This is a genomic window from Vulcanococcus limneticus LL, from assembly GCF_943369875.1.
GTDB classification, from domain to species: Bacteria; Cyanobacteriota; Cyanobacteriia; order PCC-6307; family Cyanobiaceae; genus Vulcanococcus; species Vulcanococcus limneticus_A.
This window is the reverse complement of record NZ_CALROT020000001.1, coordinates 63940-86547: the sequence shown is the minus strand read 5'-3', so window position 1 is coordinate 86547 and position 22608 is coordinate 63940. Positions and strand designations below refer to the sequence as shown.

General features: G+C 72.0%; 24 protein-coding genes. 8 read left to right on the top strand and 16 right to left on the bottom strand.

The annotated features are described in order from the left end of the window. The first annotated feature begins 76 nt into the window (after positions 1–76). Both ACLV7J_RS00405 and ACLV7J_RS00400 read left to right on the top strand, forming a co-directional pair. Positions 77–313 (top strand): hypothetical protein, encoded by a 237-nt coding sequence (locus tag ACLV7J_RS00405; protein WP_411867160.1) that lies wholly within the window; start codon positions 77–79, stop codon positions 311–313. A 37-nt stretch (positions 314–350) separates the two neighbouring features. Next, positions 351–1256, top strand: coding sequence for a M48 family metalloprotease (locus ACLV7J_RS00400; protein ID WP_411867159.1), 906 nt, complete (start codon positions 351–353; stop codon positions 1254–1256). A 4-nt stretch (positions 1257–1260) separates the two neighbouring features. On the opposite strand, the gene ACLV7J_RS00395 is transcribed toward ACLV7J_RS00400, so the two are convergent. Further along, on the bottom strand, positions 1261–1908 hold the full coding sequence (locus ACLV7J_RS00395) for an NAD(P)H-dependent oxidoreductase (RefSeq protein WP_411867158.1): 648 nt from the start codon (positions 1906–1908) through the stop codon (positions 1261–1263). 171 nt (positions 1909–2079) lie between these two features. Between ACLV7J_RS00395 and ACLV7J_RS00390 the strand changes: the two genes are divergently transcribed. Beyond that, a complete protein-coding gene (locus ACLV7J_RS00390; protein ID WP_411867157.1) occupies positions 2080–2469 on the top strand; it encodes a PilZ domain-containing protein in 390 nt (129 codons plus the stop codon). 26 nt (positions 2470–2495) lie between these two features. Here ACLV7J_RS00390 and ACLV7J_RS00385 read toward each other — a convergent pair whose 3' ends face one another. The 4 genes from ACLV7J_RS00385 to ACLV7J_RS00370 all read right to left on the bottom strand — a co-directional run bounded on the left by ACLV7J_RS00385 (position 2496) and on the right by ACLV7J_RS00370 (position 5586). Then, positions 2496–2729, bottom strand: coding sequence for a hypothetical protein (locus tag ACLV7J_RS00385; protein WP_411867156.1), 234 nt, complete (start codon positions 2727–2729; stop codon positions 2496–2498). A gap of 77 nt (positions 2730–2806) precedes the next feature. Beyond that, entirely contained in the window at positions 2807–3577 is a 771-nt protein-coding gene (locus ACLV7J_RS00380; protein ID WP_411867155.1) for an RNA ligase family protein, read from the bottom strand. Between the two features lie 75 nt (positions 3578–3652). Then, the gene (locus tag ACLV7J_RS00375) at positions 3653–4243 is read right to left on the bottom strand and encodes a hypothetical protein (RefSeq protein ID WP_411867154.1); all 591 of its coding nucleotides are present in this window, start codon (positions 4241–4243) and stop codon (positions 3653–3655) included. Continuing rightward, on the bottom strand, positions 4240–5586 hold the full coding sequence (locus tag ACLV7J_RS00370) for an AAA family ATPase (protein WP_411867153.1): 1347 nt from the start codon (positions 5584–5586) through the stop codon (positions 4240–4242). The genes ACLV7J_RS00375 and ACLV7J_RS00370 overlap by 4 nt, the downstream gene beginning before the upstream one ends. 167 nt (positions 5587–5753) lie before the next feature. Between ACLV7J_RS00370 and ACLV7J_RS00365 the strand changes: the two genes are divergently transcribed. Continuing rightward, a complete protein-coding gene (locus tag ACLV7J_RS00365; RefSeq protein WP_411867152.1) occupies positions 5754–6374 on the top strand; it encodes an esterase/lipase family protein in 621 nt (206 codons plus the stop codon). A 15-nt stretch (positions 6375–6389) separates the two neighbouring features. Next, entirely contained in the window at positions 6390–6881 is a 492-nt protein-coding gene (locus tag ACLV7J_RS00360) for a hypothetical protein (protein ID WP_411867151.1), read from the top strand. A gap of 9 nt (positions 6882–6890) precedes the next feature. Here ACLV7J_RS00360 and ACLV7J_RS00355 read toward each other — a convergent pair whose 3' ends face one another. Continuing rightward, positions 6891–9146: a beta-glucosidase family protein gene (locus tag ACLV7J_RS00355; RefSeq protein WP_411867150.1), complete on the bottom strand. Its 2256-nt coding sequence runs from the start codon at positions 9144–9146 to the stop codon at positions 6891–6893. A gap of 287 nt (positions 9147–9433) precedes the next feature. Here ACLV7J_RS00355 and ACLV7J_RS00350 point away from each other — a divergent pair, with 287 nt between their 5' ends. Continuing rightward, positions 9434–9637, top strand: a complete 204-nt coding sequence (locus ACLV7J_RS00350; RefSeq protein ID WP_411867149.1) for a hypothetical protein — start codon at positions 9434–9436, stop codon at positions 9635–9637. A gap of 46 nt (positions 9638–9683) precedes the next feature. On the opposite strand, the gene ACLV7J_RS00345 is transcribed toward ACLV7J_RS00350, so the two are convergent. Next, positions 9684–10277, bottom strand: a complete 594-nt coding sequence (locus ACLV7J_RS00345) for a MarC family protein (RefSeq protein ID WP_411867148.1) — start codon at positions 10275–10277, stop codon at positions 9684–9686. Positions 10278–10521: 244 nt separating this feature from the next. Between ACLV7J_RS00345 and ACLV7J_RS00340 the strand changes: the two genes are divergently transcribed. Beyond that, on the top strand, positions 10522–12438 hold the full coding sequence (locus tag ACLV7J_RS00340; RefSeq protein WP_411867147.1) for a PAS domain S-box protein: 1917 nt from the start codon (positions 10522–10524) through the stop codon (positions 12436–12438). On the opposite strand, the gene ACLV7J_RS00335 is transcribed toward ACLV7J_RS00340, so the two are convergent. Genes ACLV7J_RS00335 through ACLV7J_RS00305 form a run of 7 tightly spaced genes read right to left on the bottom strand, consistent with a single transcriptional unit; the run spans position 12429 to position 19160 of the window. After that, positions 12429–13175, bottom strand: coding sequence for a hypothetical protein (locus tag ACLV7J_RS00335; protein ID WP_411867146.1), 747 nt, complete (start codon positions 13173–13175; stop codon positions 12429–12431). The genes ACLV7J_RS00340 and ACLV7J_RS00335 overlap by 10 nt on opposite strands. Positions 13176–13230: 55 nt before the next feature. Beyond that, positions 13231–14745, bottom strand: a complete 1515-nt coding sequence (locus ACLV7J_RS00330) for a GMC oxidoreductase (protein WP_411867145.1) — start codon at positions 14743–14745, stop codon at positions 13231–13233. After that, the gene (locus ACLV7J_RS00325) at positions 14742–15383 is read right to left on the bottom strand and encodes a heme-copper oxidase subunit III (protein ID WP_411867144.1); all 642 of its coding nucleotides are present in this window, start codon (positions 15381–15383) and stop codon (positions 14742–14744) included. Before ACLV7J_RS00325 ends, ACLV7J_RS00330 begins: the two co-directional genes overlap by 4 nt. Then, the gene (locus tag ACLV7J_RS00320; protein ID WP_411867143.1) at positions 15380–17050 is read right to left on the bottom strand and encodes a cbb3-type cytochrome c oxidase subunit I; all 1671 of its coding nucleotides are present in this window, start codon (positions 17048–17050) and stop codon (positions 15380–15382) included. Before ACLV7J_RS00320 ends, ACLV7J_RS00325 begins: the two co-directional genes overlap by 4 nt. Positions 17051–17054: 4 nt before the next feature. Beyond that, on the bottom strand, positions 17055–18071 hold the full coding sequence (locus tag ACLV7J_RS00315) for a cytochrome c oxidase subunit II (protein ID WP_411867142.1): 1017 nt from the start codon (positions 18069–18071) through the stop codon (positions 17055–17057). A 13-nt stretch (positions 18072–18084) separates the two neighbouring features. Continuing rightward, on the bottom strand, positions 18085–18663 hold the full coding sequence (locus ACLV7J_RS00310; RefSeq protein WP_411867141.1) for a DUF2231 domain-containing protein: 579 nt from the start codon (positions 18661–18663) through the stop codon (positions 18085–18087). Beyond that, complete coding sequence (locus ACLV7J_RS00305) at positions 18663–19160, bottom strand: DUF2231 domain-containing protein (RefSeq protein ID WP_411867140.1); 498 nt, start codon at positions 19158–19160, stop codon at positions 18663–18665. Before ACLV7J_RS00305 ends, ACLV7J_RS00310 begins: the two co-directional genes overlap by 1 nt. A 185-nt stretch (positions 19161–19345) precedes the next feature. Between ACLV7J_RS00305 and ACLV7J_RS00300 the strand changes: the two genes are divergently transcribed. Continuing rightward, the gene (locus tag ACLV7J_RS00300) at positions 19346–20905 is read left to right on the top strand and encodes a dienelactone hydrolase (protein ID WP_411867139.1); all 1560 of its coding nucleotides are present in this window, start codon (positions 19346–19348) and stop codon (positions 20903–20905) included. 30 nt (positions 20906–20935) lie between these two features. On the opposite strand, the gene ACLV7J_RS00295 is transcribed toward ACLV7J_RS00300, so the two are convergent. Together ACLV7J_RS00295 and ACLV7J_RS00290 are read right to left on the bottom strand one after the other, a co-directional pair. Further along, complete coding sequence (locus ACLV7J_RS00295) at positions 20936–22144, bottom strand: cation:proton antiporter (protein WP_411867138.1); 1209 nt, start codon at positions 22142–22144, stop codon at positions 20936–20938. 64 nt (positions 22145–22208) lie between these two features. Continuing rightward, a complete protein-coding gene (locus ACLV7J_RS00290; protein ID WP_411867137.1) occupies positions 22209–22367 on the bottom strand; it encodes a hypothetical protein in 159 nt (52 codons plus the stop codon). Between the last annotated feature and the right edge of the window lie 241 nt (positions 22368–22608).

Here is a 22608-nt window from a genome sequence, read left to right as displayed (position 1 = left end):
GATCTGCAGGAAAACCGTGGAGCAGGCCCCATCCCAGCCCAGGCTGGCTAGGCCGGGCTCAGACGCGAGCTGCGCCATGGCCCTGCCGGTGACCCCAGAGCTGATGGACCTGCTCACGCGCCAGCTCGACGCGCCGATCGAGTGGGTGAGCGTGGTGGGCCAGTGCAGCCTGGCCCCGGTGCGCGGCATCGCCGTGAGCGCCGGACGGGTGCTCGATTTCGTCTTCGATGCGGAGCGCCACCAGCTGCACACCTGGCTGCGCTTCGAGCTCACCACGCTCCAGCTCACCGACCGGATGCCCCAGCACGCCTGAGCCCCTGGTGCGCCTCCAGCCCGTGCACCGCCTCGCCATGCGCCCTGTCTGCGCGGGCCGTCTCTGCGCGCACCGTCTGCCTCGCCCCCTGGCGGCCCTGGGGCTGCTGCTGGCGCTGGCCGGCTGCGGCGAGGCTCCGATCCCCAGGGAGCTGGCGGAGGTTCAGGCCGTGGCGGAGCCCTTACTGCGCGCCAATCGCATCCAGACCACCCCGCTCCGCTTCGGACTGGAGCTCGGGGATGCGGCCCCCTACTGGGCCGAGAAGGCCGGCCTCTGCAAGGCCAGCCAGCAGGACAGGGAGGCCGGCGATGCCTGCGCCAACTGGGCCCACCAGTCGCCGGCGGAGGCCACCAGCCCCGCCCAGCGCCAGATCCGCCGGCTCTCCTATCTGTTCGGCTCCGCCCAGGCCCGCAGCTATCCCCATGGGCTGATCACCTTCGATCGCTCCTTCTTCCTCGTGCACGACGGCGACCGCCCGGCCCTGCGCTGCGTAATCGCCCATGAGCTGAGCCACGTGCTGCGCCGCCATTCCTATCTGGCCTCCCTGGCGGCCAACGGCACCTACAAGGACCTCCCCGAGCAGGCCCGCCAACGCGCCCTGGCCCAGCTCTCGCAGCAGCAGGAGCTGGCGGCCGACCGCGGCGCCATGTTGATGACCGCCATCGCCGGCCACGACCCCAAGGCCTGCGTGCAGCAGCTGCTCAGCAGCGCCCAGCTCGATGCCGACTACGCCCCGGAGGATCCCCTGGGCTCCCATCCCGGCCAGGCCCGGCGGCTGCAGGAGGCACAGCGCTACCTGAACGGGCCGCTGCAGCGGGACCTGGCGGCCTGGCGCCAACGGCAGGGCCGGCGCCAGGCCGCCGGGGAACTCAAGCCCCAGTGGAGCTGGGACCCGGAGCATCAGGTGCTGCGGGTCCAGACCAGCCCGGCAGCGGCGCGCTAGGGCCTCAGCGCCGCTCGATCAGCTCCTGGCGCGGGTAGCGGACCTTGGCCAGGCCGGCGTACTTGTCGTCGGCGCTGCGGTAGCCCAGGGCCACCACCACCGCCGTGCGGTAGGGGCTGCCCTCCAGGCCGAGGATCCGGTCGTAGTCCGGCGGCGAGAAGCCCTCGATCGGGCAGGTGTCCACCTGCAGGAGTGCCGCAGAGGTGAGCAGGTTGCCCAGGGCGATGTAGACCTGATTGACGGCCCACTGGTCGGCGCGCTCGGGGCTGAAGCCCTGCAGCACGGTCGTCTCCAGCAGCTGGCGGTAGCCATCGAGGCTGGCGGGATCGAGGCCCCGGGTCTCGGCCGTGGTGGTGATCAGGCGATCCACGTCGGCGGCGTCGATGCGGCGCTTGGCCAGCAGCACCACCAGATGGGAGCTGTCGGTGATCTGGCCCTGGTTCCAGGAGTGGACGCGCAGCTCGGCCCGCAGGGCCGGATCATCGATCACCAGGAACTTCCAGGGCTGCAGACCGAAGGAGGAGGCGCTCAGCACCAGCGACTCCTCCAGGGCCTCCCAGGTTTCGGGCGGGATGGTGCGGCCGGGATCGAAGACCTTGGTGGCGTAGCGCCAGCGCTGGACCTCGAGCAGCTCGGCGGGGGAGAGGGACATCGCGGCGGGATCCGATCGTACCTGGACTGTCCCATGGGAGCCGCGGCCCCGCCGGTTCGCGCGGACACGGCGCCGCGGCGGCCGGTGAAGGTCAAGATCTGCGGCGCCGGGCCTGGTCCCCGGGCCCCGTTCCTTTAATGGGAGAGAGGTCCGCGCACAACAGGGAAGCCGATGACGAGTGCCGCGCCGCTGCAGCCGGACCAGAGTGGCCGCGCCGAGCGGGAGGTGATGCCCTCCGCGACACCGATCCAGCTGCATCTACCCAAGGCCGGCAGCGGCATGGCCAACCTCTACGACATCAACGAGGGCGGCGCCTGTGCCATCCGCCGGGGACGGCTGGAGGTGAGCGTGGGCGATGTGGTGGCCATCGAGGTGGCCCAATACGACAACCGCCCCATGGAGCAGGCGATGGACGAGGGCCGCAAGATTCAGGGGGTGGTGCGCTGGTGCCGGCTGGGCCAGAGCAACTCCAGGATCGGCATCTCCTTCGTGGGCACGGAGTCGGAACGCCGCAACTTCGTGGCCTTCACCAAGATGGCCCGGGCGGGACTCTCCGACTGATTCGGTGTTGATGGTCCTGGGCTGGATCAGCCCAGCGGCAAGGGCCGGGGGCAGGGCCGAGCCACTACCGCCGCCTGACTGCGCTTGAGCCGCACGCGGTAGGCCACGTGGGAGGGACCCAGCCGTTCGATCAGGGCCTCGCGGGCCTCGTGCTGGAGTTCTTCGAGGGAGTCGGCCTCGATGTGGATCGTCTCGTTCTCGGCGGTGGCCTGGAGGCGACCTGGCCGATCGGGGAGCACCCGGAACACGATTTCACGCATGGAGCTGGGGCCCGGATATGGCTGGCTTCTCGTGGACCAGTCTCGCGGGGTTGAACGGTCCCTGGAGGTGAGCTGGGCTACGGAGACCCGTATCCGGCAGGTTCGGGCGCGGCGCCGTAATCCACCTGGTTCCACACCAGGGGCTGGGAGCGCCAGTGCTCGGCGATCGCCTGGGTGAATTCCGGCCGCACCAGCTTGCTGCGCGACAGGCACCAGTCGGCGTCGTCGTGGCGCAGCACGAAGCCCTCGGGGGCCCCGCTGCGGTAGCGGCTGGGGGCGCTGTCCAGCAGGGCGACCACCCCGGGCAGATCCAGCCGGCCCCGGTGCAGGGTGGGCACGGCCGCCAGGCCCAGCTGCTGGGCCAGAGCATTGCGCCGCGCCGCGCTCCAGAAGCGCGGGTCCCGGGGGTTCACCACGTCGAAGAGCAGGAACAGATCCGGCAGGGCCCCGTAGTCGAGCGAGTGGCGGGCGGCGCACCACTCGCCGAACAGCACCAGGCCCCGGTGCTGCGGCTCCGAGAGAAAGGCCGTCAGCGCCGGCCCATGCACCGCCAGCCAGGAGCCCAGGCGGGTGAACTGGCCCTGGAACGGCGCCTGCAGATACTCCCCCCGCTGCTGCAGCCGCAGCAGGCCATCGGGGCCGAGGGAGAGGCCCAGGTTGGCCCCATCCACCTTCTCCTCCACCGACAGGTGGGCCTGCAGAAAGTGCTCGGCCTCGGGCGGGGTGAGCACCTTGTCGCCGCGCACATCGCCGCTGCCGAGCCAGGCGAGGTGGGGGGTGTGGGGGAAGCGGAAGAACTCCGGGCTCCCGGCGCCGCTGGTCATGGCAGGGTCGACGGCAGGGGTCATGGCGCGGTTGGCCCCGGGGCCCCTGCGCGGGCAGAGGCCCTGTCAGTGGCGCTGATCTGGGCGCTGATCAGGGCGCTAAGTGGGGCGCTGATCGGGGGCCTCGCCATGGCGGTGGTGCTGCGGGCGTTGATCCCGCGGGCCGTGGTCCTCCTTTTCAGCGTACTTCTGGCGCGACCAGGCCTCGATCACCGGCTCCAGCGGAATGCCGTGGGCGCTGAGGGCCTGCTCCCAGCCGTGCCAGTCGGTGTCGCCGGCGAAGGCGATCCAGCAGGCGCCGTGCACCCGGATCGCCTCGGCGCAGGCGGCCACCATCTTGCGGTCGGCCAGATCGTGCACCACCGGCTGCAGATCCGCCGGCAGCACGGCGTTGCCGTCGGCGTCGTAGGCGATCTCCACCACATCGCTGGCGCAGGTGCTCCACTTGTGCAGCACCACCTGGTGGCCGTAGTCGCCGAAGCCCAGCTGGTGGCGGTATTCCTCGAAGATGCGCCCCGCCCCGTCGAGCACCAGCCGGCTCTCCGACTCCTTGAACGCCTTCAGCCACTGCCACACCGCCAGGCGCAGGGCGGGATCCTCCGGGGTGGCGGCGATCGGGCGGTGCTGCTGCGGGTCGCCGGCACTGCCGGCGATCAGCACGTTGGTGTCGACCACGTAGCGGGGTCTCATGGCCGGGCCGCCGGGCGCTCCGGGTGCTGCCGTCCAGTCCGCTGGCGCTCGGCCATCTGACGCTCCAACATCTGCCGCTCGAACATCAGCCGCGCCTGCTCCTCCGCATCGCCCATGGCATTGCCGAAGAAGTGCTCGGGCCAATCCAGCAGCCGGCCGTAGTCGTCGAGGCTGAGACGGCGCAGCTGGGAGCTGCCCGCCCGCTTGTCCACGAAATAGAGAGCGCAGTCAGCGGGGGCAATGGCCTGGCGGGCCACCAGGGTCTGCATGCGGCGGAACAGGTGCTCGGAGTGGGTCTCCACGATGAACTGCACCCGGCGGCTCTGGCTCACCTCCACCAACAGTTCGGCCAGCACCGACTGGGCCAGGGGGTGCAGGTGGATCTCCGGCTCCTCCAGGATCACGGTGCTGCCGGGCGGGGCGAAGAAGGCCACGGTGAGCACCGGCAGCACCTGGGAGAGGCCGATGCCCACGTCGTGCAGGTTGGCGGCCACCGCCTCCTGGTCGATCACCAGCTCGTAGCGGCCGGAGCGGCCGAGCGGGCGCACCTGCAGCTGCTGGGCGATCCCCATGCGCTGCAGCCAGTGGGACACCCCGTTGACGATGGCGTGGCGCTCCGGGCCCGGCAGCAGCGCATCGGCCAGCAGGATGTCGATGCAGCGGCCGCCGTCGCTGCCGATCTCACCGGGTCGGGCCCGGTCCCATTGGTAGTCGCGCTCGGGCCTTCGGCGCAGCGGGCCGAGGTAGAGGATCTCCTCCAGTTCGCGGCGGATCGCCAGGCTGAGGTCCTCGGCGCGGGCACCGGCGGCACCCAGCTGGGCGATGGCATGGGCCGGCAGGGCGATCGAGCGCTCGGGGCAGAAGGCGGGACTGTGGCCCTGGGACTGGTTCGCGGCCCCCAGCAGCAGTCCGTAGCTCCCCTTCTCGCGGCGCACGGCCCGGAAGCGCTGGCCGTCCCCGTCCTCCAGGGTCAGCTCCTGCACCACCACGGCACCGCTGGCGCTCTGGCCGTAGCTGGCCTGGAAGCGGCCGCTGGCCACCCGCTCCGTGCTGCCGCGGCGGGCAAAGCTGAAGCCGATGCCGACGCGGCGCGGGCGGGCCCCCTGCTTGAGCAGGCTGGCGAAGTCGCCGAAGTGGAAGCTGGCGGTGCCCTCCTCGCCGCCGAGGTCGAGGTGCACGGTGCGATCGGGCGACCGGGCCGTCTGCTTGAGCAGCAGCAGGCTCTGGATCAGCGACGACTTGCCCGAGGAATTGGTGCCCAGCAGCATCGTCACCGGCGCCAGGGCCACAGCCCCCGTGTCCTGCCACGACTTGAACTGGCGGAGCTGGAGCGCGGTGAGCATGGCGGTGCCGCAGCGGCGGCAGGGCGGGCGAGGGGGCCTGGGCTGCATTCTGTGGCCTGCGGCCCGGGGGCTCCGACCAGGGGCGCAGGCCAGGGGATTCCGCCCGGCCGGTATTCCCCTCCGCCGGGCGGACGGCGGCCCCGCGCGATCTGGCCTTGAATGCAGTGATGCGCAACGCGAAGGGTTCCACGCCGACGGCCACCCCGCCGCTGGTGCTGCTGCACGGCCTGATGGACAGCCCGCGGGTGTTCGATCGGCTGCGGCGCCACCTGGGCGAGGGGCGCCAGGAACTGCTCGTGCCCGCCCTGCCGGTGCGCTTCGGCACCACCCCCGTGCAGGAGCTGGCCGAGTGGCTGGGCCGCCAGATCGAGGCGGCGTTCGGCCCCTCCCGGCCGGTGGACCTGCTGGGCTTTTCGATGGGTGGGGTGATCGGCCGCACCTGGATCCAGCTGCAGGGGGGGTATCGCCGCACACGCCGCTTCATCAGCCTGGGCAGCCCCCAGCAGGGCACGCTCACGGCCCAGCCCTGGCCGCGGCAGCTGCTGGCCGGTATCGCCGACCTCAAGCCGGGCAGCCCGCTGCTGCAGCGCCTCGATGCCGACCTCGACAGCCTGCGCCAGGTGGACTGCTGCAGTTTCTATTCAGGCCTGGATCTGATGGTGCTGCCCGGCTGGAGCGCCGTGCTGCCGGTGGGGCCGCGGCACCAGCTGCCGGTGCTCACCCACCCCCAGCTGGTGCGTGATTCCCAGGCCCTGGCGCCCCTGGCCCAGGAACTGCTGCGCGCCTGAGGCCGGAGATCCCCCATGCCGGCGGATGCCTGGAGGATCCTGGCCTGCGCCGGCGGCTGGCTGGGCTGGTCGGTGCTGATCGGCTGGCTGGCCCAGCGGCTGCCCCCGGCGGCCCTGGAGCGCGACAGCTGGCTCACCGCCCCCAGGGCCTGGGGCGAGCGGCCCGCGGATTACGAGCGCTGGCTGCAGATCCGCCGCTGGAAGCACCGGCTGCCGGATGCCGGCACCGCCTTTGCCGGCGGCGTCCGCAAGGCCAGCCTGGTGGGGCGGGATGGGCAGGCGCTGCGGCGACTGGTGGCCGAAACCCGCCGGGCCGAGCTGGTGCACCTGGCCCTGTGGCCGTTCTGGATCGCCACGGCCCTGTGGCTGCCGCCTGCGGGGGTGCTGCTGAACCTGCTGTTCGCCACGGCCTTCAACCTGCCCTGCCTGCTGCTGCAGCGCTTCAACCGGCTGCGGATCACGGCCCTGCTGCAGCGGATGGGGCGCCAGCGCCCGGGGGGCGGCTGAGGCCCCCCCTCAGGGCCCCAGCAGCAGCGGCTCCAGCTCCAGCTCCACCGCCAGGCCCGGATCCTCCACGTGGCGGGCCACCACCAGCCGGTGCCGGCCGGCCTCGAGGGCGAAGCCGTCGCGGGCCTCATCGAAATAGGCCAGGCGGCGCAGGGGAATCGCCAGCCGCAGCCGCTCGCTCTGCTCCGGCTCCAGGGTGAGCCGCTGGAAGCCGATCAGGCTGCGGACCGGCCGCTCCAGGGCTCGCCCGGGAGGCTCCAGATACACCTGCACCACCTCGTCGGCCACCATCGCGCCGGCGTTGTGCACCGTGAGCTCCAGCTGCAGGGCCGCCTGGGGATCCGCCATCCCCGCGGGGCCCTCCACCAGCGCGGCGGCCACATCGCTGTGCTCGAAGGCCGCATAGGAGAGGCCGAAGCCGAAGGGGAAGGCGGCCAGCTGGCCATCCCGCTGGAAGCGGCGGTAGCCGTGCCAGAGGTCGTAGGTGATCCGGCGGGTGCGCGGGTGGAAGGGGGGCAGCTGGGCGTGGTCGCTGGGCAGGGCGAAGGGCATCCGCCCCGAGGGCGACACGCGGCCCAGCAGCACATCCGCCAGGGCCTCACCCCCCTGCTGCCCCGGATACCAGAGCAGCAGGATCGCCGGCACCAGGCGCCGCCAGGCCTCGCAGAGGATGCCGCCGCCGCCCATCAGCACCACGACGGTGCGCGGGTTGGCGGCGGCCACGGCGCGGATCAGGGCCTCCTGGCGCGGCTCGAGGCTGAGCTCGGTGCGGTCACCGGAGGCGAAATCGCCCCCCGGCCGGGCCGAGCCGAGGCTGGCCACCGCCGCGAAGCCCGCCGCCAGCTTCGACCACAGCGGCAGCAGCCGTTCCCGGCCGATGCGGCGCAGCAGGGGATCGGGCGGGGGCGTGTGGCGCAGGATCGGGGCGATGTCGCCGGCGTGGATGTGCTCGCCCTCGTGGCGCCAGTCCAGCCCCACCACCAGCACCGCCACCTCGGCCTCGGTGGCCAGGGCGACGGCCTCGGCCAGGTTGCGGCCGTCGCTGTGGCGGATCTGCAGCTGGGGCGCCGCCGCCCGCAGCCCCGCCAGGGGCGTCACCACCGCACCGGGGGCGGGGCGGGTGTCGGAGGAGCCGCGATCGCCCAGGTTGGCCGTGGCGGCCAGCGGCCCGATCACGGCGATCGACTCCACGCCCGCCAGCGGCAGCAGCGGCCCACCCTCCGCCAGCGGATCGTTCTTGAGCAGCACGATCGCCTTGGTGGCGGCCTCCCGCGCCAGGGCCCGGTGCTCCGCGCAGGCCCGCAGCGACGCCGGGTAGTCGCCGGGGGGCACCGAGAGCTGGGCCCGCAGCAGCCGCAGCACCGCATCGTCGATGCGGCTGAGGGGCACCGCACCGCTCGCCACCGCCTCCGCCAGACAGGCCTCGAACACCATCCGGAAGGGCATCTCCAGGTCCTGGCCCGCCAGCACGGCCGCCACGCCGTCGCGGACGCCGAAGATGAAGTCGGTGAGCACGAAGCCGCGGAAGCCCCAGCGCCGCTTGAGGATCTCGCCCAGCAGCACGGGGTGCTGGCCGCACCAGTCGCCGTTGACGCTGTTGTAGGCGCTCATCACCGCCAGGGCGCCGGCCTCGATGCAGTCGCGGAACTGGGGCAGGTAGAGCTCGTGCAGCACCCGCGGCGTCGCCTGCACATCCACCCGGAAACGGGCGCTGTCGATCGAGTTGAGCGCGAAGTGCTTGACGCAGGCGATCGCATGGCGGGCCACGCCGCGGGTCATGGCGGCGCCCATCGCACCCACGTGCACGGGGTCTTCGCCGTAGGTCTCCTGGGCGCGACCCCAGCCGGGGTGGCGCAGCAGGTTCACGCACACGCCACCCAGCAGGTTCGCGCCGAAGGAGCGGGTCTCGCGGGCCATGGCCGCGCCGATCCGCTCCTCCAGGTCGGGATCCCAGCTGGCACCGCGGGCGATCGGCGGAGGGAAGGTGGTGGCGCCGCCCTCCAGCACCACGCCGCGGGGGCCATCCACGAAGTGCAGGCCGCCGATGCCCAGCCGCGGCACCACGCCGGCCGGCCAGGGGTGCTGGTGGGAGGCGTTGTGGAGCGCGATGTCCGCCATGCCCGACCAGAAGGGCGTGTCGCCATCGAGCATCGCCAGCTTCTCGGCCAGCGTGAGCTGCTCCAGCAGGGCCTGGGCCCGCGGCTCGTCTGCCGGGCCCCCGCGGGCCACCGGCGCACGGGGGCGACCATCGGCGGCGCTGGTCACGGCAGGACGGCACACACCCGAACCGTAGGCACGGCCTCCGGCGACGGACCACGGGCCGGGCCCCTGCGCAGGAGAGCCGTGGCGAGAGGCAGCGGAGCCGTGCCCCCGGGCTCGGGAGCCGCGGCCCTGGGCGCAGGACCGGCGCGGCGCAGTCACATCCAGTCGCAACCGCAGCCGGCGCAGTCAGCGGCCAGACACAGCTGCCGCCCAGGCTCGGCCCAGCCCAGCGCTGGAGGCAGCGGCATGACGGAATTGGACATGGCCTTGACGGTCGCCGCGAGGCAGCGGTGAGGGCGAGCCAGTGGAGGGGCGAGCACCTACTGGCCCTCAACGCCGAGGAGGCCGCAGCCCTGGCCGACGCCTGCGCCCTGTTGCTGGTGGCCTCCGAGGCCGTGCCGGACTGCCGCCTGCAGCCGGGGATGCAGAGGGTGTTGGCGGACGTGTTCGAGGCCCTGGCCCAGCCGGCCGAGTTCCCAGGGGAGGGCAGCTGAGCACGGCGACACGGCCGCGGCCGACCCGCCCGCCGGAGCGTGAGCCTCAGGCCAGCACCGGGAAGCAGCCCTTGAGGCCGCTCACCAGCATCTGCACGGCGATGGCACTGAGCAGCAGCCCCATCAGGCGGCTGATCACCTTCTCCTGCAGTTCCCCCAGGGCGCGCCGAAGCGGCATCGACACCAGCAGCACCAGATAGATGCCGAGGGCCAGCAGGGCGATGATCCCGCTCAGGGCCAGGCGACCGATCCAGGCCGGCGGCGCCTCAGCCACCACCAGGGAGATGGCGCCGGGCCCCGCCAGCAGCGGCATGCCGATCGGCACCACCCCCACCGTGCCGGCATCGTTGTCGACCTCCGGGTGACCCACCTCCAGGCCTTCGATCAGCCGCAGGCCGATGGGCAGCAGGATCAGGCCGCCGGCCACGCGGAAGGAATCGAGGGTGATCGCGAACAGATCCAGCAACGCCTGACCCCACCAGCAGGCCGCCAGCAGGGTGAACAGAAAGGTCAGCACCGCCAGCCGGCTGATGCGCCGCACCCGGCCGGGCTCGCCCCCGGCCGCCTTGGCCACCACCGGCAGCGCCCCGATCGGCGAACTGATCGCCAGCAGGCCCACGGCGGTGTTGATCAGGGCCATGGCCGTGCCTGCGACGCCGCCATCCGCACCGTATCCCCGGAGGGCACCTGGCGCAGGCAGGCTCCCCGTCTGTCGGTGAACACCCCGGCGCTCCCGCAGCCGTCCGCTCCGATCCGCACCAGACTGACGACGAGAGCGGCTGGAGGGGACGGCACTGCACGCAGCCAGCAGCAGCAGGGAGCCCGATCGCCCCGTCCCACGGCTCCCCACCCGACTGGACCGGCAGAGCGGCTGGCTGCTGCTGGTGCTGCTGCTGATCGGCCTGTTCCTGGCGGATCTGGTGCTGCCCCGCAACATCGTCGTACTGCCCTACTACTGGCTGCCGGTGGTGCTGGCGGCGGCCTTTGCCTCCCCCGCCAGGGTGCTGCTGCTGGCGGGCCTGGCCCTGGCCCTGTCGCTGGCCTCCGGGATCCACTGGGCCTTTTTCCCCTCGCTCGACTTCCTCTCGCGGCTGGTGGGCCTCACGGGTGTGGGGCTGACGGCGGTCGTCGTAGCCGCGCGTCGCGGGCAGGGCGAACGGGAGCTCAGGGCCACCCGGGACCACTACCAGCTGCTGCTGGACTACACCGCGGACATGATCTTCCGCTCCACACCGGAGGCGGTGTTCCAGTGGGTGTCGCCCGCGGCCCGCAGCCTGCTGGGCTACGAGCCGGAGCAGCTGGTGGGCCGCTCCGCCGCCGAGATCATCGAGCCCGAGGACCTGCCGCGGCTGCAGCGGGCCACCGAGCAGATCCTGGCCGGCCGGCCGATCACCTACGAGCTGCGGCTGCGCAAGGCCAGCGGCGAGCCGCTGTGGGTGTCCGTGGCCATCAAGCCGGTGCTCGATGGCGAGGGGCGGGTGATCGCCCGCGTCGGCAGCTGCCGCGACGTGCACACAGCGGTGGAGGCCCGCCTGGCCCAGGCCAAGGCCGAGCAGCTGTTCCAGATGGCGATGGACAACGCCGCCGTGGGCCAGGGCCTGCTCGATCCCGGCGGGGGGGTCCGGCGGGTGAATCCGGCCCTCTGCCAGTTCCTGGGCCGTGACCCTGAGCAGCTGCTGCACACCAGCTGGAGCGCCCTGATCGCTCCCCAGGATCTGGCGGAGGAGCAGCGGCTGCGGCGCGACCTGGAGACCAACCAGTGCAGCAGCTACCGGCTGGTGGCCCGCTTCCACCGCCCGGAGGGCTCACCGGTGTGGGGGGATGTCTCGGTGAGCGGCATCCGCGACGCGGACGGGGCCCTGAGCACCACCATCGTGCAGATCACGGACATCAGCGCGCTCAAGCGGGTGGAGGCGGAGCGGGAGCGGGCCGCCACCTTCTATCTGCAGCTGCTCAACGACGCCCCGGCCCTGATCTGGCGCGCCGGCCAGGACGGCCTCTGCGACTGGTTCAACACCACCTGGCTGGCCTTCACCGGCCGCACGATGGAGCAGGAGATGGGCAACGGCTGGAGCGAAGGGGTGCACCCGGACGATCTGGCGGGCTGTCTGCAGATCTATCTGGAGGCCTTGGCCGAGCGGCGCACCTTCGTGATGGAGTACCGCCTGCGCCGCCACGACGGCGAGTTCCGCTGGATCTCCGACAACGGCATTCCCTTCACGGGCCTCGACGGCGCCTTCGGCGGCTACATCGGCTACTGCTTCGATGTGACCGAGCGCCGGCGGCAGCAGGAAGAACTGGCCCGCCGCGCCGCCAGCGATCCCCTCACCGGCCTGCTCAACCGCCAGGAGATGCACAGCCGGATCCAGGCGCTGCTGCGGCAGTTGCCCCGCACCGGCTCGCGGACGGCCGCGCTGTTCTGCGATCTGGATCACTTCAAGACCATCAACGACCAGTACGGCCACGCCGCCGGCGACGACCTGCTGCGAGACGTGGCCCGGCGGATCAGCGGCTGCCTGCGCGCCGGCGATCTGGCGGCCCGCGTCGGCGGCGATGAACTGCTGGTGGTGCTCGAAGGCGTGCAGGACCTCGACAACGCCACGCAGATCGCCGAGAAGATCCGCCGGGCCATCGCCGCGCCGATCCCCACCGTCGCCGGCCCCCTGGCCATCACCGCCACGATCGGCGTAGCGGTGGCCCAGGAGGGCGAGTCGGTGGAGGCGCTGATCGCCCGCGCCGATGGCGCCATGTATGCCGGCAAGGACCGCGGCCGCGACCGGGTGATCCCGATTCAGGCCTGAGGCTCCTGCACCGGGCCGCCCTCATCCGCGGTCCAGGCCAGGCCGGTGAGCGGCACCAGCACCTCCATCAGCTCGATCGGCCGCTCCAGGTCCGGTGGCACCAGGGCCAGCATCGTGGCCGCGTTGGGCCGGCTCTCGGGCCGCTCCGCGAAGATCTCCAGCGCCGCCATCGTCTGCTGCCAGAGGCGGCTCTTGGCCTCCAGCAGCACCACGAAGTCCTCCGGGCCCCAGCGGGCCCCAGCGCCGCGGCAGGGGTACTCATCGAGCAGATCGAGGATCTCCAGCTCCTGCAGGGGCGGGCTCTGCTGCTCGTCCCACACCAGCAGGCAGTTGCCATCGAGGGCATTGGCCTCCAACGCGGCCGCCTGGCCGGCCAGGGCCCGCTGCAGCGCCGACTCGCCGGCATCGGGGCCGGAGTCGGGATCGAGGTCGGGGCCGGAGTCGGCCTCAGCCTCCAGGTCGCTGTCGTCGCGCTCGATCGCGCCGAGCAGGGCCTCCAGCACCAGCTGGATCTCCTCGTCGAGTTCCGCGCCATGGCTGGCCAGCAGGCTGGTGATCGCCTGCTCGATCGACTCCGGCGGCAGCACCGCCGTCAGGGCCAGGGCGATGGCCTCCAGCACGTCGCCGTCAGCGTCGCCATCGGCGCCGCCCCCCTCCTCCGCCATCAGGTCGGGGTCCGCCAGGAAGCGCTCGATGGCGGTGAGCACCAGGGCCTGTTCCGGGGAGAGGCTGGACATGGCTGGAGCGGCGCACTGCCTCCACCATGGCCAGCCCGGGCCCGGCGCGCCGCGCTCAGATCAGGGCCTGCACGTGGTCGGCCAGGCGCAGGGCCTGGGCGATCACGGTGAGGCCGATCCCCACCGCCGGACAGCTGGGGAAAGTACTGGCGTCGGCGATGTAGAGGTTGGCCAGCTCGTGGCATTGCCCCTGCAGGTTCACCACGGAGCTGGCCGGGTCCGAGCCCATGCGGCAGGTGCCGCACACCTGGCCGATCGCCGAGAGCGGCGCCTCGCCGCGGGGATGGATCGGGAAGGGCTGCACCACCGTGTTGAGCGGATCGGCCTCCACCGCCTCCAGGGTCTCGATCCAGCGGTAGACGAGCCGGTCATGGGCCTCGCGGTTGTTGGCCGTGTAGTCGATCTGCAGGCTTTCGCCCCGCAGGGTCACCCGGTTGGCGGGATCGGGCCGCACGGGGCTGCTGGCCCACCAGCAGATCGAGCGCCCCGCCAGCCGCTCCAACACGGCGCTGGGCAGCAGCCGCGTCACCAGCGAGAGCACCGGCGGCGACTCGGCGAACAGCGGATCCTGCAGCACCCCGCCACCGCTCTGGATCGTGCCCAGCGGAAACGACACGTTGCGATCGCCCCAGTAGTAGTCGTGCACGCCGAGGCAGCGGGCCTCACGGCCGCTGCTGGGGGCGGCGGAGCGCTGCAGGATCGCCGTGAGCTGGGGCTTCATCAGGTTGCGGCCCACCTGGCCCGAGCCGTTGGCCAGGCCCTGGGGGTGGCGGTCGTTGGCGGAGCGCAGCAGGATCTCGGCGCTGTTGATCGCCCCGGCCGCCAGCACCACCACCCGGGCGCTGAACAGCCAGCGCTGGCCGTCGATCTCCGCCTCCACCCCCCGCACCTCCCGGCCGCTGGGGCTCACGTGCAGGCGGCGCACCCGGGCCCGCTCCCGCATCGTGACCGTGGCACTGGCGCGGGCCAGATCCACCCCGAACAGCTCGGCATCGCCCGTGGGGTCCTGAACCGACTCACTCCAGCTGAGGGGGAGCGGGTGGGGGTGAGTGCCGGCCCGCTCCAGGGCGCCGCGCAGCTCCGCCATCAGCGGATCAAGGGGGCGGTGCGGCAGGGGGAAAGGGCCGCTGCGCGGCGGCGCCGTGGGGTCGCTGCCAGCCTGGCCGTGCACGCGGTAGAGGGCCTCGGCCCGGTCGTAGTAGGGGGCGAAGTCGGCGTAGCTGAGCTCCCAGCTGGGCAGCGGACCCTCCTGCAGGGCCAGGGGGCCGAACTCCCGCTCGCGCATGCGCTCCAGCACGCCCCCCCAGATCTTGGTGTTGCCGCCGATGGCATACACGGTCTGGGGCGCGAAGGGGTCGCCGTCCGGGCCGAACCACTGCTCGCCGGGGTGGTAGCGGTCCTTGCGGAACAGGTCGACATCGGCCACGTTCTGATCCGCCAGGGCCATCACGCCGCCGCGCTCCAGCAGCAGCACGGAGCGGCCGCTGGCGGCCAGGGCACCGGCCAGGGTGCCGCCACCGGCGCCGCTGCCGATGATCAACACGTCGTAGGAGCGGTCGTCGATGATCATGGCGACCGCCACACGTAGAGCAGCAGGAACAGCACCACCCAGATCACGTCCACGAAGTGCCAGAACAGGCCTGCGGCCTGCAGGCCCCGGTGGCCGCCGCCCGGCTTGGGCGTGAAGGAGCGCACCAGCATCACGCCCATCAGCACGATCCCGGCCGCCACATGCAGACCGTGGAAGCCGGTGAGCAGATAGAAGAGGTTGGCGAAGACGCCATCGGTGAAGCCGAAGGCCAGGCCGCGCCACTCGAGCACCTGCCCCGCCAGGAACACGGCCCCCATCGCCATCGTCAGCAGCCAGAAGCCGCGGAACAGCCCCAGCCGGCCACGCTCCAGGAAGTGCTCCGCCAGGGCGATGGTGCCGGAGCTGGAGAGCAGCACCGCCGTGTAGCGCAGGGGCTCGCGCCACTCGAGCCCCGCCACGCCGGCGGGATACCAGCTGAGGGCGCCGGTCTTGAGCACGGCGTAGCCAGCGAAGAACGCCAGGAACACCAGGCTCTCGGAGGCCAGGAACAGCACGAAGCCGGTGAGGCTGTGGTCCGGATGGGCGTGGTGGCCGCTGCCGGGGGTCTCGCCGGGGCCAGGGTTGTTGCCGGGGGCGCGACCCTCTCCAGGGGCGACACCGGCACTGGTGCTGGTCATGCCGCCACCTCCCGCAGGGCCTGCTCGTAGCGCTCCTGGTGCTCCACCAGCGGCTCACCGCTGCCGTAGCCGTAGGGCCCCCGCAGCACCGTGGGGATGTGCTCCTCGAAGTTCTCGGCCGGCGGCGGCGAGGGCAGCAGCCACTCCAGGCCGATGGCATTCCAGGGGTTGGCCGGCGCCTTGGCGCCCCGCACCAGGGAACTCACCAGATTGAGCAGGAAGGGAATGATCGACACCCCCAGGATGAAGGCCCCCAGGCTGGCCAGCACATTCCAGAAGGCGAATTCCGGGTCGTAGCTCGACACGCGCCGGGGCATGCCCATCAGGCCCAGGGGATGCATCGGCAGGAAGTTGAGGTTGGTGCCGATGAAGGTGAGCACGAAGTGCAGCTTGCCCAGGCCCTCGTAGAGCATGCGGCCGGTGAACTTGCCGAACCAGTGGTAGATGGCGGCGTACACCCCCATGGTGGCGGCACCATAGATCACGTAGTGGAAATGGCCCACCACGAAATAGGTGTTGTTCACATGGATGTCGATCGGCACCGTGGCGAGCATGATGCCGGTGATGCCGGCGAACACGAAGTTCACGATGCCCCCCAGGGCGAACAGCATCGCCGAGGTGAGCCGGATCTTGCCGCGCCAGAGGGTGGCCACCCAGGCGAACACCTTGATGCCCGTGGGCACGGCGATCAGCATCGTGGTGACCATGAACAGATCGCGCATCCACTGGGCCACGCCGCTGGGGAACATGTGGTGCACCCACACGATCAGGCTGAGCCCCACGATCACCAGCGACGCCATCGCCACAAAGTTGTAGCCGAACAGCGGCTTGCGCGCATACACCGGCAGCAGTTCGGAGAACACCCCAAAGATCGGCAGGATGATCACATACACCGCCGGGTGGGAATAGAACCAGAAGAAGTGCTGATAGAGCACCGGATCCCCGCCCCCTTCAGGCCGGTAGAAGGAGGTGCCCGCCACCAGATCCAGCAGCAGCATCACGGCCCCGCCGGTGAGCACGGGCAGGCCCGCCAGCTGGATCAGCTGGGCCGAGAGGGCCGTCCAGCAGAAGATCGGCATGCGGAACAGGCCCATCCCCGGCGCCCGCAGCCGCAGGATCGTGGTGACCACATTCAGGGCCCCGAGGATCGAGGACACGCCCGAGAGGGCCACCGCCAGGATCCACAGGGCCTGGCCGTTGAGCAGGATCCCGAGCGGGTTCTGCAGGCTCACCGGCGGATAGGACCACCAGCCCGAAGCCGCCGGCCCGCCCGGCACCAGGAAGCTGGCCATCAGGATCAGCCCGAACACCGGCACCATCCAGAAGGCGACGGCATTGAGCCTGGGAAAGGCCATGTCCGGCGCTCCGATCATCAGCGGCACCAGCAGGTTGTTGAGGCCGTTGAGCACCGGAAAGATGAACAGGAACAACATGATCGTCCCGTGCATCGTGTAGAGGCCGTTGTAGACCGTGCGGTCCACCAGATCGGCCTCGGGGGTGATCAGCTCGCCGCGGATCACCATCGCCAGAAAGCCCCCCACCAGCAGGAACAGCAGGGCCGTGGCGATGTACTGGATGCCGATCACCTTGGCGTCGGTGCTCCAGCCCAGGTAGCGCAGCCAGGAGCCCGAGGCTGGCGGTGTGGCGGTGGCAGCGGTGGAGACCATCGGCTCAGGCGTCGTGGGGAAGGGCAGCGGATCCAGGCACGTTGACCAGCGGCGGCGGGGCCGGCACCACGGTGGCCCAGCCGTTGGCGGGACGCTGCTGACGCCGGGTGTAGTCGTCGGCGGCGGGGCTGAGGCCGGGCTGCAGGGGTTGCTGGACCGCCACTTCCAGCCAATGGGCAAAGGCGGCCGGACTCTCCACCACCACATCGGCCTGGTTGGCCGCGAACCAGGTGCCGCTGAACTGGGAGTCCCGCAGCCGGTAGCGGCCGGATCTGGTGGGGGTGAGGCGGAAACGGATGGCCTGGCCGGGCACCACGTCCTGCTTGAGGCGGAAGGCGGGCACGTAGAAGCCGTGCAGCACGTCCTCCGAGAGCAGGCGGAAGCTCACCGGCCGGTTCACGGGCAGGTGCAGCTCGGTGGAAGAGACGATGGCCGGCACGGCATGGGGCTGGGCGTCGCCATCGCCGAGGGGATAGCGAAACTCCCACGACCACTGGCGCGCGATCACCTCCACCTGCAGCTCGGAGGCCGCCGCGCCGGAGCTCGCCGACGCCGACATCACCGGCCCGGACGCCTCTGCGCCAGGAGCCACCGCACCGGTGGACGTGGCAGTGCCGTGCACGTGCTCCATCGGGCCCAGCACCCCCAGCACCCGGTTCACCCGGATGGCGTTGGCGGCGATCAGCAGCACCAGCACCAGCGGGATCACAGTCCAGACGATCTCCAGGCGGGTGTTGCCCTCGATCGGCTCGGCGTCGCTCTCGTCGTACTTCCTGGCGCGGTGGAACAGCAGGCTCCAAGCCAGCACCGTCATCACCCCCAGGAAGATGAAGGTGCCCAGGCCCGTCTCGAAGCCGAACAGCCCATCCACCAGGGGGGCGGCGCTGGAGGCCTGCACCGGCAGCCAGCGCTGGGACTGCTGCGCCATCCAGTGGCTCACCAGCACGATCAGGCCGGTCCAGAGGCTCACGGCCGCGATGGCGAGCCGGTTGGGCGGCTTGGCGGGGGAGGTGGCGGTCATGGGATGGCCGTGGTCATGGCAGGGCCGTGGTCAGGTCGGCGCCCGCTTGGAGCAGCTGGCCGGCGGCGATGTGCACGCCGAATTCGGCCGCCAGCTGGGCACCGAGGGTGCCGTGCACGGCCAGCAGCAGCACCAGCCCCACGCCGGCCAGCAGGTAGCTCCACTGCACCTGGCGGCCCATGTCGCGGCGCCAGGCGAAGCGCTGGAAGCCGCGCCACACCGCCATCGCCGTGAGCAGCAGCAGCAGCGCCACTCCGCCCACGCCGTGCCAGAGCATGGTGTCGAGGCTGCCCAGGCCGAAGGCGCTGGTGACGCCCGGCAGGGGCTCCGCCAGCAGCATCTCGTAGAGGCCGGCCGCCACGGTGAAGAAGGCGGTGACCACCCCCGCCAGCAGGTTGTACCAGCCCACGTCGTGCAGGGCGGAGCGGGTCACCGGCAGGGCCAGAAAGCGGAACAGGCGCCGCTCGATCGGATAGAGGGCCCCGGCGATGTCGAAGGCGATGCCGATCACCACCAGGCCCACGGTGAGGTGCACCAGGTTGGGGTGGATCGGCAGGGGGTAGGGGAGCCCGTTGGGGCCGTAGGCGTTCATCAGATCAACCCCTCCCGCATCGCCGCCACCACCTTCACGGTGTGCAGGCCATAGGTCCAGATCAGCTGGTCGCCGAGCACCACCTGCACGCCGATCAGCAGGCTCAGCAGGGCGCCGGCGCCGAGGAAGGGCCAGGGCAGGGTCTGGCTGTCCTGGTTGCGCAGCACATAGCGCCAGCCGGTGAGCACCGAGAGGATGCCGGCCAGGGCCCAGCCGAGGGTGGTGTGCAGATCGAGGATGCGGCGGGCGCCGCCGTAGGGGGCCGCCAGGCCCGCCTCCACCTGGCCCAGGATCACCGCCACGAAGATGGCCGCGGTGGCGAACAGCAGATTCCAGAAGCTCACTTCCAGCAGGGCCGGCTTGCGTCCCAGCACGCCCACCAGATCGAACACGAAGGCGATCAGCGCCATCGCGATCACGAAGTGCACCACGATCGGATGGAGGGTGTCCATCCAGGGCAGGTTGTGGTCGTTGAGGGCCGGCAGCAGCTCGAGCATGGAGCGGAAGGGTGCCCGGTCTGAATCCTCAGGATGACCAGGGCCAGCGGGCACGGTTCAGCACTGTCATGGTTTGCCATCGGGGCTGGCCTGGCGGCCCCTCACGGCCCCGACTGGCCCGGGCCGGGCCTGCAGAGACGGCCAAAGGCTGGTTGACTGAGCGCTGCGCCCGCCGCCCGTCCGCCTTGGTCCGCCCGCCCGTCCGCCTTCGCCCCGCCAGCCGCCTGCGGGGGGCCCTTCTGGCCGCCGCCGCCCTGGCCGGCAGCACCGCCCTGGCCGCCCCGGCGCAGGCGATTGACGTGGTGCAGCTGCAGCTTCCCCTCCTGCAGACGAGCTTCACCGTCAAGACGGCGGAGCTGCGCGATCCCAGCAAGCTGATCCGCGGCAGCAGCGATCTGGCCGAGCTGGATCGGGCCACCAGCGGATCCATCGGCCGCGAGCTGGCCCGGGTGTTCAGCACACCGCTGCCGCTCAATGTGCGCTCCTTCGCCAACCAGGCCGTGGGCTCACCGCTGCTCGATCAGGCCCTGCTGCTGGTGTCGGCCCTGGGCGAGGTGGATGGGGTGCCCGACACGATCGACAGCAAGGACCTGGCCTCCAGCCTCAACCGAACCGCCGCCAGCGGCCCCCTCACCGTGGTGGACCTGCTGCAGGCCCTGCCGGGCCGCACGGTGACGGTGGACCTGAAGAAATTCTTCGTCGGCCTGGAGCGGCTGCAGCGCCAGCAGAGTGAAGGCCTGCGCCTGGCGGCGGCCACCCCGGCGGCGGTCTCGCCGGCCCTGGCGGCCCCGGGCCCCCTGGCGATCCAGCGCACGGAGCAGACCATCCCCGTGCGCCACCGGCCCGAGGCCCTGGCGGTTGTGGTGATCGCCCCCAAGACCGGCGGCAACGGCCGGCTGGCGGTGATCTCCCACGGGCTCTGGGATTCGCCCGAGGGTTTCGAGGGCTGGGCCAAGCACCTGGCCAGCCACGGCACCACGGTGGTGCTGCCCCGTCACCCCGGCAGCGACAGCAGCCAGCAGCAGGCGATGCTCGCCGGCAAGGTGCCGCCCCCCAGCCCCGACGACCTCAAGCTGCGGCCCCTGGACGTGTCGGCGCTGATCGATGCCGCGGCCAGCGGCGCCCTGACGCTGCCGGCGCCGGTGCGCACCGAGGCGGTGGTGGCCCTGGGCCAGTCGTGGGGGGCGACCACGGTGCTGCAGCTGGCCGGGCTCCGGCCCAGCGCCGACCGCATGCAGGGCCGCTGCGCCGACCTGCGCGATCCCGATCGCAACCTCAGCTGGGTGCTGCAGTGCAGCTTCAAGGCCACCGCCGACCAGGCGGGCCTGGCCGATCCCCGCGTCAAGGCGGTGGTGGCGGTGAGCCCGCCGACGGCGCTGCTGTTCGATGTCGGCTCCTCCCAGGCGATGAATGCCCGGGCACTGCTGGTGAGCGGCAGCCGCGACTGGGTCGTCCCGTCGGGGCCGGAGGCGATCGCCCCGATGACAGCGCAGCTCCGCGGCATCGGCGGGGGCCACCGCCTGGTGCTGGCCAAGGGCGGCGACCACTTCAACCTGCGCTCGCCCCTGGAGGAAGGAGGTGGACCGCTGCGGGGCCTGATCCTGGCCTGGGTCAACGGGGCCTTCCAGGCGGGTGCGGCCGCCGCGCCCGGTCCCACGGCACCCACCCTGCTGCCCGCGGACGGCTGGGGCGATGCCGAGATCCCGCTGGTGGATGTGACGCCAGCCCTGCAGCAGGGCAGCTGAACGAGCGGGCCGGGCTGTCCTGGCGCTGCCTCAGGGGCTGATCCTCGGGGCCGCCGCGGCCTCCAGCTGCTGCAGGCGCCGCCCCAGCAGCAGCAGGCCCAGCACCGTGGTGACGGTGACCATCAGCACCAGGGCCGAAAACTGCACCGCCGTGATCACGCCGGCGGCCAGGGCGCTGGTGGCGAACACCAGACCCGGCAGGCCGCGGGGGATCAGGCCGTAGACCACCACCTGGGGATCCACGCCCGCCGCCCGGTCGGCCGCACGGATCCCCAGCCCGCAGACGGCCTTGCAGAGCAGCGCCAGGACCGTGAGCGCCGCCGCCAGGCCCCAGGCCGCCGGGTTCAGCAGGGTGGCCGCCGGAACGCGCATGCCCACGCTGAGGAAATAGAGGGGCAGGAACACCTCCGAGAGCAGGGTGAGGTGGCCGCGCAGCCGCTGCTCCTCGGGACTGTCAGGCCCCTGCGGCAACAGCCGGCCCAGCAGCACACCCGCCCAGAGGGCGCCGAGCAGGCTGGTGAGGCCGCTGGCCTCGCCCACCCAGGCACAGCTGATCAACAGCAGCAGGATCGTGAGCAGATCCGGCTGGCACGGGCCGCGCCAGCTCCGCCAGCGCTCCACGCCCCAGTAGCTCAGGGCCGCCAGGCCCAGCCCCAGCAGCAGGCCCGGCAGACCCGGAGATTGCAGAGCCACCTGTCCCGCGGCCCTGGCCTGGGCGGTTCCCTGGGCCATGGCCAGCGACAGCAGGCCGATCGCCGGCAGGTCGTCGAGCACCGACACGCCCACCAGCAGGCGGCCCGATGGGGTGCCGAGGGCCTGGCGCTGGGCCAGCAGCCGCAGGGTGACGCCGGTGCCCGTGGCACTCAGCACCGCCAGGCACAGCAGCGTGGTGGCCGGCGCGAGCTGGAAGCCGACCTGCAGGGGGGCCCAGGCCAGCAGGGGCGTGAGGGCACTGAGGGCCACGGTGCGCAGCACGGCCCCCGGGCGCGACCGAAGCAGATCGCCGCGCACCTCCAGGCCCACCTGGAAGAACAGGGTGAGCACGCCGAGCTCGGTGAGCCCCGCCAGGGGCCGGATCGCGGTGTAGGGCAGCAGCGTGTTGCCGAGCACGAAGCCCACCACCAGCTCCAGCACGATGGCCGGCACCGCCCAGCGCTCCAGCCGGCTGGCCGTGAGCCGGGCCAGCAGGATCCCCACCAGCAGCAGCAGCAGGGTCGTGAGCAGCGAGGAGGAGACCACGGGCTAGGCAGCGGGCCGGCGACGGTGAGGCACCTGTCGCCCAGGCACTGAGCCTGGCAGGCGTTCAGCGGCCGCGCGGCTCCACGATCAGCCCCCGGTCCCGCAGCTCCTGCTGAAAGGCCCGACCCAGCTGGGCCTCGGGCGTGTGGCGAACCGTCTGGGCCAGCAGCAGCGCCGTGCGCAGGCCCAGCCAGCCGAGGGCCACCAGGAACAGCACGGTCATCGGCGGGGCAGGGGCAGTCCGTCACCCCAATTGTGGGAAGCCTGCCCAGGGCCTGGGGCAGCACCGATGGGCCCGATCCCCATGGCCCCAGGTGGGCGGAAGAGGGGGCCAGACCCCCAACAACACCCGCACTTTGCTAAGCGGGCCACACGAGTGGACCGGGCGATGCCGCCCAATGATCAGCTCGCCTGATCGCCCCGATTGGGACTGCTAGTCGCTGCCCCGACCACCCACCAATCCC